The following is a 9,575-nucleotide window of genomic DNA, read 5'->3' on the forward strand; positions in this document are numbered from 1 at the left end:
CCCCCCGCACCATGGACCTTCCTTCGGAAGTTCCATGGTAAATCCGCGAAAACAAACATGACACAGACCTCAGCCGATGGAGACCCCGCACGGCAGACGTGGATGAAGCGACGCGGTGAAAATCCGAAAGCGCGCTCAAACCGGAACGAGACTGCCCTCGATGTAGAGAGCGGCCAGAAAAAGCGCGAGCTGGATCAGGGAGGCGCGAAAGCTGACCATCGCCTGGGACGAGGTGGGATTATGCACCAGACGCCAGCTTTTCGCCAAGAAGATCGCGCTTCCGGTCAAAGCGCCGAGCAGATAGACCCAGCCCATGCCGAAAAAAGCCGGGAGCAGGGAGGCGATGGCCAACAGCACGGTGTTGAAGAAGACGGTGCGGGCCGCGTGAGACTCGCCGGCCACCACCGGAAGCATCGGAATGCCGGCCTGGTCGTACTCCTTTTTCAAGGCGATGGCGAGGCTCCAGAAGTGCGGCGGGGTCCACAGAAAAAGGATGAAGGCCAGGGACATGGCCAACGGAGTCGGTTCGGGATGGAGGATGGCGGTTCCGGAGAGGATGGCGAAGCTGCCGGCCAGACCACCGATGACGATGTTGAGCCAGGTGCGCCGCTTGAGCCAGACCGTATAGACCACGCCGTAAAAAAAGGCCCCCATGAAGACATGGATGGCGGCGACCGGGTTGATGTAATGCCACACCAGCCCGACCGGGACCACCACCAGCAGCGCGAAAAAGAGCAGCCACGACGGGGAGTGCGGCAGGGCACCGGTGACGAAGGGCCGGTTGCGGGTCCGCTCCATGCGGGCATCGATGTCGTGGTCGTGGTAATGGTTCAGCCCACCCGCCGCGCCGGCGGAGAGCAGCACGGCCACGATCAACAGGGTGATCTCGGACGCGGAAGGGGCAGGTCCCGGCATCGCGACGATGCCGGCCCCGGCGGTCAGGGCCATGGCCACGCCGATGCGCAGCTTGAAGAGAATCAGGATCTGCTTGACCAGGGAGAACATGCCCATGCCTCTTGAAAAAATATCGAGAAAAACTTGATCAAATCAATAAAAAGGGTAACAAATCAGAATAAATTGCGCAAGACGGAGATCCCGGGATGGGCATGAAAGCCCATCCCGGGGGTGAAAAATCGTATCAGTTCATCGGCCAGATCGACGAAAGATACTTGGCGTTGATGAAGAAGTAGATGACGAAGGCGGCCAGGAAGACCAGGGCCAGAACGAAGGTCCCCTTGGCCTGGGCGCCGCCGTCACCGGCCTGCTCGATCGGGGCCAGACCCAGCTTGCCGGGCTGCTCGATGGTGTAGCAGGAGGAGGCCATCGGAAAGCCGAAGCTGGAGAACAGGCTGGCGCCCGGATCCAGACGCTTGCCGAAGACCAGCGAACCCACGGCGATCAGGCAGAACAACCCGCCACCCACGGCGGCCAGCAGACCACCGAGACCGGCGATACCCATCATGGTGACGGCGGTTCCGGCGAACTGGAATTGCAGGGCCGCATCCGAGAAGTTGATGTCCCAGTGACGACGCGGAACACCCAGGGTGCCGGCGCCGAGCAGGAACAGGATGAGGATCAGCATCCCGCCGCCGAAGATGTAGGGCTGCCATTTGCAGGCGTTCGGCCAGATCAGCTGACGCCGGAACAACACCGGGATCAGGAAGAAGGTGATCGCCATGAAGGCCATGGTGGTGCCGACCGCGACGGTCGCATGGAAGTGACCGGGCACGAAGATGGTGTTGTGGATGATCAGGTTGATCTGCTCGGTACCCATGACCACGCCGGTGATGCCACCGATGAAGCCGAACACGATCAGGGAGATGAACATGCTCGAGAAGACCGGGTTGGCCCAGGGAGCCTTGCGCAGCCACTCGAACAGGCCGTTGTTGAAGCCTTTCTTGCGTTGGGCGACTTCGATGCAGCCCGGCACGGTCAGACCATGGATCATGCTGGCGAGCACGGCCAGATACATGGCATAGCTGGTGTTGAAGACCTTCCAGGTGGAACTGACGCCCGGATCGGCCAGGATGTGGTGGGCACTGGCCAATTGCAGGAAGAGGATGTAGAGCAGGAAGGCGGTACGGCTGACCTTCTCCGACATGGGACGGGCGCCGAACAGGATGGCGGCGATGGCATACCAGATGGAGACGTGGGCCGCCACGTTGATCTGCTGGGAGGAGTGACCCAGAGCCCACCAGATGGTGCGGTACATCAGCGGATCGATGTGGTTGATGAAGCCCAGGGACCACAGCAGCGTCGGGATCAGGATCACGGCGCCCGAGGCAATGGTGAAGATGGCGATGATGGTGGCGGTGAGGGCACCGAAGGTGACCAGCGGGATGGAGCCGTCATAGGTCTTCTCCTGCTTGGCGACCACAAGGGTGGCCAGAAAGAGGAAGCAACCGATCAGCGCGCCCACGGCGAACAGGATCAGGCCGAGGTAGAAGATCGGCTCTGCCGGCATCGGCACGTAGGAGGTGAACATGACGCTCGAGTTGCCGCGCAGGAAGGCGACCATGGTCAGCGTGGAGCCGGCCACCATCAGCAAAAAGCCGATCCAGCCGATTCCGGGCGCCGCGGGCCGGGTGCGCAGCAGCGTGGACGATGCGAAATAGAGCACCGCCATTTCGAAGAAGATGATCCAGAAGATCAGGATGGCCGTTCCATGGATGGAGAGGGCCAGATAGAAGTTCTCCGCGCTCAGGATGTGCAGGGAGGGCATACGGGTCAAGGCGACGAGCAGACCCAGGATACCGCCCAACAGCAGATAGACCACGCCGAAGACGGCATGAGCCTTCATGAGCGATTCAGCCGATTTGTGAAAAAACAGGCCCGTATCCGGGCATTGACGAAACATTTTGGCGGCCATGTATGCGCTCTCCCTTATTTCACGAAGATCTTGCCCAACATGGTGTGATGGCCGACGCCGCAATATTCGTTGCAGACGATGGCGAACTCACCCGATTGGTCCGGGGTGATGGTGACGACGGTCTCGTAACCAGGCAGGATCTGGAGATTGATGTTGGTCGGTTGCAGGGAGAAGCCATGCTGCCAATCCAGGGAGGAGATGTGCAGGCGATAGGATTTGTTCTTCTCCAACTCCAGGATCGGCCACCACTGCCAGAGACGACCCAGCATGTAAACATCGCTGCCCGCCGGGGGATGGACCACCGGGATGTTGGACTTGGCGTCGGTGCGCACGGTATGGGCCTTGGCCATGGCGTTGGCCTTGGACTCGAACACCTCGGGCGGGGTCTTGTAGGATTCGTTGGAGAGGTTTTGCTTGCCATACAGATGCCAGTAAGGCATCCACAGGAAGAGCACCAGACACCACAACAAGGCGATGATGATCCAGATCATCTCGATGCCGTGGACCGGTTCCTTCCACCAGAGTCTCCGCGAGGGAGGCAGAATGCTCATGCGATAACCCTCCTTCCAATGTAATTGCGCATAGATGTTCCTTTGAATTTTGAAAGTTTATTTCACGGCTGGGATGGAAATGATCTCCATGATCCCCCACAGGAGATAGAAGACCGTGGGAAAAAGAACACCAATCAGCAGCAGCATGAAGGGGTTATCCAAAAGCTGTTGCATGCCGGGTACTGGCTCGTTCGGGTCGTCGTCTTCGATTTTTTGCATGATAATGCCCTCGCCTTGGAGTGTGGAAGTTGATAAATAAACGATCTTTATCGAGAAATTTTTGGGGAGCGCCCCCACGCCCCCCATCCGTGAAGATCTCCGCAAGGGAGTTTCACGGAATAACAACCAACCGATCCTCTTTCGATCGTCGCAATTTAATGCACTCATGACACGCATTCCTTGACCTGCATCAAGGAAGATCAAAAAAAACGAATTTTACCACATCGCGCCTCACCAACCCCGACGCTTGACGCGCTCGCGTTCTCTGTTGCACACTGTTATTTCATCCGATTTCCAATGCATGATCCGAATTTCACCGGTCCACCCCCCATCCAAACCGTTCAGCCCAACCCGCGGAAACCAAACCTTGACACCTTCCACCACGCCCGCCCAATCATCCCAACCCGTGTCACGCGGTTTCACGCGCGTGGCCGTCCTGTTCCACGCCTTGGCCGGCGCGGTCCTGGTGGTCTGGGGTGGTCGGGTGCATGAACACCTCCTGCTGCCGGCCACGGTGGCCACGGTCCATCTCTATGTGCTCGGCGTGCTGACCATGAGCCTGATCGGCCTGGCGCTGGAACGGCTGCCCTACTGGACCGGTCAGCCCCTCCCCTGGCCCGGTCTGAACCGCTGGACCCTTTTCTTCCTGTCGCTTGGCGCGCTGACCGTATTCCTGGGCATCGGCACCGACATGCACCGCTGGAACCTGCTCGCCGCCTCCGCCGGGGTGGGACTGGGGATCGGATTCTTCATCCTCCAGGCCGGACGGATGCTCTTTGCAGCCACCCGTCACGACGGCCTGATCCTCATCCTGAAACTCTCCATCCTCTCCCTGACCGCGGTCCTGATCCTGGGCGCGATCTTTCTGGGGGAGTACGCTCACGGTTTCCTGGCGTTCGACCGCATGTCCATGGTGGGCGTCCATCTGACCCTGGGGATCTACGGCTGGGCCGGCTTGATGCTCATGGCCCTGCGCCGGAGCACCAGCGCCACCCGTGCCCGACACGACGACACCCTGCCCATGTCCGTGGTGATCGGCGCCTTTCTTTCGCTGTGTTTCATCCCATGGATGCTCTTCAATCCCAATGCCGGGGATTACTGGCTCTGGCCATGCGTGTTGCCCGGGTTCGCCACCATCGCCATGATCTCGGCCCATGCCCACGACAACCGCTTCTGGCGCGCCGGGGATCTGTTGGGGGTGGCGGCCTTCCTGGTTCTGAGCACCTGGCCCCTGGTGCCAGACGAACGGACCCGGTTCCTGTTCGGCGTGTTGATCCTGCCCGGCTGGACCCTGGGACAACTGCTCGGCATCTACGAACAGCGCAATCCGGGTCGTCTGGGGGGGGTGCATCTGGCCCTGTATCTGGCCAGCGTCGCCCTGCCCGCCATGGGGCTTTTTCTGCCGTGGACGGAGTTCTGGCAGGCAGGTGGCATCGCCTGGCTGCTTCTGTCGGTGCTGTTCGTCGCCGCCCATCAAAAGGGACAGGCTCGTGACCCCGCCTGATTCACCCGCCGTCCGCATCGCGGGACTCACCCACACCTATCCGGGCCGACGACGCCAACCGCCCCGCCTGGCCCTGGACGGACTGGATCTGACCATTCCGCGCGGCAGTTTTTTCGTGCTCACCGGACCCAACGGCAGTGGAAAATCCACCCTGTTCAAGATCTTGAGCGGACTGCTGCTGCCGTCGGAAGGATCGATCCGAATCCTCGGCCACGACCTGATCGCCCACCCCCATGCCGCCCGACGCGGCATGGGGGTGGTGTTTCAGCGCCCCGCCCTCGACAAACACATGACCGTGCTGGAAAACCTCAAGATCCACGCCGATCTGCACGACCTGCCAAACAATCTGTTTCAGGCCCGACTCGAGGCGGCCCTGGCCTGGGGTGATCTGGGCGGACGCCTGAACGACCGGGTGGCCACCCTGTCGGGCGGGTTGGCCCGTCAGGCCGAGCTGATCAAGGTGCTGCTCCACGAGCCCGCCCTGCTGATTCTCGACGAACCGACCGTGGGACTCGATCCAGGAGGACGGAGCGCCTTTCTGGCCACCCTGCGCCGCCTGAAAAACCGCCAGGGGGTGACGATTCTCATGACCAGCCACATCTTCGCCGAGGCCGAGCAGGCTGACCAGGTGGGCATCCTGCGCCACGGCAGGCTGCTGGCCGTGGATACGCCACGAGACCTCACCCGACGCCTCGGCGAGGAACTGCTGGTCATCGACTGCGACGAGCCCGAACAACTCGCCGCCGGTTTGAACGACCATCCAGGGTTGAAAACCCAGATCCAGAACCACGAACTGCGCATTCAAGGCGCGGAATTGCCCGTCATCATGGATACCCTGCTCAAACACCACCGCGAGAAGATCCTCACCCTGGCCCTCAAGCAACCCTCCCTGGAGGATCTCTACATCCACCTGACCGGTCGCGCCCTGGCCCGTGACGAGGAGGAGGAGACCCCATGATCCTCCGTCCCGCCCTCTCCCTGGCGCGCCGCGAGATGGTGCGCTTTTTCCGCCAGCCGGAACGGGTGGTGGGCAGTCTCGCCCAACCGCTGCTGATGTGGGCCCTGCTGGGGGCGGGATTCTCGCCGAGCTTCCGCGCGCCGGGCATGGAGCGACTCTCCTACATCGAATATTTCTATCCGGGCGTGCTGTTGATGCTCATGCTCTTCGCCGGCATCTTCTCGACCATCACCCTGATCGAGGATCGCGCCCAGGGACTGATGCAGGGGGTGCTCGCCTCCCCGGCACCGCGCATCACCATCGTGCTCGGCAAGGTGATGGGCGGCATCGGCGTTGCCCTGTTCCAGGCCGTGCCCCTGCTGCTCGCCGCCCCCTTCATCGGCATCACCCTCACCGCCAGCGGCGTGATCTGGATCCTCTTCGGCTTTCTGGTCGCCTGCCTGGGCTTCACGGCGCTCGGCTTCCTGATCGCCTGGAACATGGAGAGCACCTCGGGATTCCACGCCATCATGTCGGTGTTCCTGATGCCGATGTGGATGCTCTCCGGCGCCCTGTTTCCCCTCGACCCCTCCACCGGCTGGCTCTGGACGCTGATGATCGTCAATCCGGTCACCCACGCCCTCACCCTGATCCGCGCCCCGCTCTATCAGGCGCCGGGAGTGTTCCTCGCCGATCCCCACTACTGGACCGCGCTCGCCATCGCCGCCGCCTGGGCGGGCCTTTGCCTCCTGCTGGCCCTGTGGCGCATCAACCGCCTGGAACGGGGTGCGCCTCCTCCCCGGTGACAAACCGGGAACTTGCCCCATGCGTCCGCTCCGTTTATCCTGATGGCGGCCTTTTCCATTCCGCTCACGCCCGCTTGATCTCGGATCCGTTCTCGCGCCCATGCTGCACTTCGAATGGCCTTGGGTTTTTCTGCTGCTCCCCCTGCCCTGGCTGGTCAGGCGCGTGCTCTCCCCCGCGCCCCAACCGGTCGAAGCCGCGTTGCTCATCCCGTTCTGGGACGAGTTCATCGACCTCTCCCATCCCTCGCGCGTCATCCGCGCCGTCACCCCACGCTGGCGCATGATGCTGGCAGCTTGTGCCTGGCTGCTGTTGATCCTGGCCACGGCGCGACCGGTCTGGCTGGGCGAGCCTCTGGAGATCCCGGCCAGCGGTCGGGATCTGCTGCTGGCGGTGGATCTTTCGGGAAGCATGCAGACCAGGGATTTCCGCGAGAACGACCAACCGGTGGACCGGCTCACCGTGGCCAAACGGGTGGGTGCCGAATTCATCCGCCGCCGGATCGGGGATCGGGTGGGGTTGATCCTTTTCGGACTCAACGCCTACCTCCAGGCGCCGCTGACCCTGGATCGCGAAACCGCGGCGCGCCTGTTGGAGGAGGCTGAAATCGGCATGGCGGGCAATCAGACCGCCATCGGCGAGGCGGTCGGCCTGGCGGTCAAAAAAATCCGCGCACTGCCCAGAAACAGCCGCGCCCTGATCCTGGTCACCGACGGGGCCAATACCGCCGGGGTGGTCACGCCGATCAAGGCGGCGCAACTGGCTGCGGATGAGGGAATCAAGATCTACGCCATCGGCATCGGCGCCGACGAAATGACCGTGCGTACCCTGTTCGGCACCCAAAAGGTCAATCCCTCGACCGATCTGGATGAAAAAACCCTGACCGACATGGCCGAAATGACCCGCGGGCGCTACTTTCGCGCCAAGGAGACCGGACGGCTCGAGGAGATCTACCGCCTGCTCGACGAGCTGGAACCGGTCAGCCGCGAACAACAGATCCTGCGCCCGGTCCGGGCCCTCTATCCCTGGCTGCTGGCCCCGGCCCTGTTGTTGGCCGGGCTGCTGTCGCTCACCGCGCGGAGGGGGTGGCGGTGATCGAATCGTTCCACTGGCTGCGCCCCGCCTGGCTGATCGCGCTGTTGGCGCTGCTCCCCTTCGTGTGGCTTGCGCGGACGCCTCGCTCCGACCGGACCAGCGACTGGGCAAAGGTGTGCGACCCCCAGCTTCTGCCCCGACTCCTCACCACGCCAGCGGTCACCCGAACCGCTCGCGGTCTGCCGCGCCTGCTGCTCGTGGCGGCCCTGCTCGCCATCCTTGCCCTGGCCGGACCGGCTTGGCGCAAACTGCCCCAACCGCTCTTTCAAAAGCAGGACGCCCTGGTGGTGGCGCTCGATCTCTCCTTGTCGATGGATGCCGGAGACCTGGCCCCAAGCCGGCTGGAACGGGCCAGGCTCAAGATCGCCGACCTGCTGAAACGGCGCCGCGAGGGAACCACCGCGCTCATCGCCTATGCGGGGGATGCCTTTCTGGTCTCCCCCCTCACCACCGACACCGAAACCATCCGCGCCCAGTTGCCCGCCCTGACCACCGAGATCATGCCCCTGTTGGGCAGTCGTCCGGAGCTGGCCCTGCATCTGGCGGGCAAGCTGTTGCAACAATCCGGGGTGGCGCGCGGAGAGATCCTGCTCATCACCGACGGCGACCTCTCGGGCGCGACCCTGGAGCAGACCCGCACGCTGACGGACGCGGGCCGACGGCTGTCGGTGCTGGCGGCGGGCACCCCGGAAGGGGCGCCGATCCGTTTGAAAAGAGGGGGATTCTTGCAGGATTCCCAAGGCGGTATCGTCGTCCCGCGCCTGGAAGAGCCCCCGTTGCGGGAGCTGGCACGCCTGGGAAACGGTCGTTTCGCCCGTCTGACCGCCGACGACGCGGATCTGGACCAGCTGCTTGCCGGTGAAACGACCGACGAGACCGACCCGGCGCGTGCGGGAAGCGGCGTCGGCATGGCGGACCTGTGGCACGAGGAGGGGCCCTGGCTGCTGTTGCTGGCGCTTCCACTGGCCGCGCTGGGCTTTCGGCGCGGGGTGCTCGGCGTGGCGTGCGGATTGCTGCTCTGGCCTGCCACGGGGGAGGCGCTCGACTGGGAGAGCCTCTGGAAACGCCCGGACCAGCAAGGCATGGAACGCTTGCAGGCCGGAGCGCCATCGGAAGCCGCGCAAAGATTCATGCATCCGGCCTGGAAAGGGAGCGCGCTCTATCGGGCCGGGCGGTTCGAGGAGGCGGAACGGGCGTTCCAGGCCCAGTCGGGTGCCGAGGGGTGGTACAATCGCGGCAATGCCCTGGCCCGTCAGGAGCGCCACGAACAGGCGCTCAACGCCTATGAGGAGGCCCTGAAACACGATCCCAACCATGCGGACGCGCGCTACAACCGCGATCTGGTGCGCAAGGTTCTGGACGAGAAGGCCCAAGATCCCTCCGAAAAAAACGACCCGAATGGTGACCAGAAGGAGCCGGGAAAGTCTGGTGAGCAACCCGGCGCGGAGCCTGCGCCGAAAGAAGCGTCCCAAAGCCGCCCGGAGCCAGGGGAAATCCGGAAGGATGCGCCGGAACAAGCCTCCGCCGACCCAAAAGGGCGCGAAGGCAAGGAAGGCAAGGAAGGCAAGGAAGGCAAGGAAGGCAAGGAAGGCAAGG

Annotated in this window: 9 protein-coding genes; 5 read left to right on the forward strand and 4 right to left on the reverse strand. The window is 63.2% G+C overall.

Features of this window, described 5'->3' with window-relative positions; translation table 11 throughout:
• Window positions 1-135 precede the first annotated feature (135 nt).
• From cyoE to ACV4UY_RS03035, 4 genes are all read right to left on the reverse strand, one after another.
• Window positions 136-1,011, reverse strand: a complete 876-nt coding sequence (cyoE, locus tag ACV4UY_RS03020; protein ID WP_491606177.1) for a heme o synthase — start codon at window positions 1,009-1,011, stop codon at window positions 136-138.
• Window positions 1,012-1,138: 127 nt separating this feature from the next.
• Window positions 1,139-2,869, reverse strand: coding sequence for a cbb3-type cytochrome c oxidase subunit I (locus ACV4UY_RS03025; protein WP_491606178.1), 1,731 nt, complete (start codon window positions 2,867-2,869; stop codon window positions 1,139-1,141).
• Between the two features lie 14 nt (window positions 2,870-2,883).
• Window positions 2,884-3,420: a cupredoxin domain-containing protein gene (locus ACV4UY_RS03030; protein WP_420904401.1), complete on the reverse strand. Its 537-nt coding sequence runs from the start codon at window positions 3,418-3,420 to the stop codon at window positions 2,884-2,886.
• Between the two features lie 57 nt (window positions 3,421-3,477).
• Window positions 3,478-3,807 carry a hypothetical protein gene (locus tag ACV4UY_RS03035; RefSeq protein ID WP_491606179.1) on the reverse strand — a complete coding sequence of 110 codons (330 nt, stop codon included), beginning with the start codon at window positions 3,805-3,807 and terminating at the stop codon, window positions 3,478-3,480.
• A 259-nt stretch (window positions 3,808-4,066) separates the two neighbouring features.
• Between ACV4UY_RS03035 and ACV4UY_RS03040 the strand changes: the two genes are divergently transcribed.
• The 5 genes from ACV4UY_RS03040 to ACV4UY_RS03060 form a co-directional block, all read left to right on the forward strand.
• Window positions 4,067-5,143: a hypothetical protein gene (locus ACV4UY_RS03040; RefSeq protein ID WP_491606180.1), complete on the forward strand. Its 1,077-nt coding sequence runs from the start codon at window positions 4,067-4,069 to the stop codon at window positions 5,141-5,143.
• Window positions 5,130-6,101, forward strand: coding sequence for an ABC transporter ATP-binding protein (locus tag ACV4UY_RS03045; RefSeq protein ID WP_491606181.1), 972 nt, complete (start codon window positions 5,130-5,132; stop codon window positions 6,099-6,101). The genes ACV4UY_RS03040 and ACV4UY_RS03045 overlap by 14 nt, the downstream gene beginning before the upstream one ends.
• The gene (locus ACV4UY_RS03050) at window positions 6,098-6,886 is read left to right on the forward strand and encodes an ABC transporter permease (protein ID WP_491606182.1); all 789 of its coding nucleotides are present in this window, start codon (window positions 6,098-6,100) and stop codon (window positions 6,884-6,886) included. The genes ACV4UY_RS03045 and ACV4UY_RS03050 overlap by 4 nt, the downstream gene beginning before the upstream one ends.
• A 100-nt stretch (window positions 6,887-6,986) precedes the next feature.
• On the forward strand, window positions 6,987-7,979 hold the full coding sequence (locus tag ACV4UY_RS03055; RefSeq protein ID WP_491606183.1) for a vWA domain-containing protein: 993 nt from the start codon (window positions 6,987-6,989) through the stop codon (window positions 7,977-7,979).
• On the forward strand, window positions 7,976-9,575 hold a 1,600-nt coding region (locus ACV4UY_RS03060), incomplete at its 3' end, for a VWA domain-containing protein (RefSeq protein WP_491606184.1). The genes ACV4UY_RS03055 and ACV4UY_RS03060, both read left to right, overlap by 4 nt.

It is taken from the genome of Candidatus Magnetaquiglobus sp., assembly GCF_058402785.1.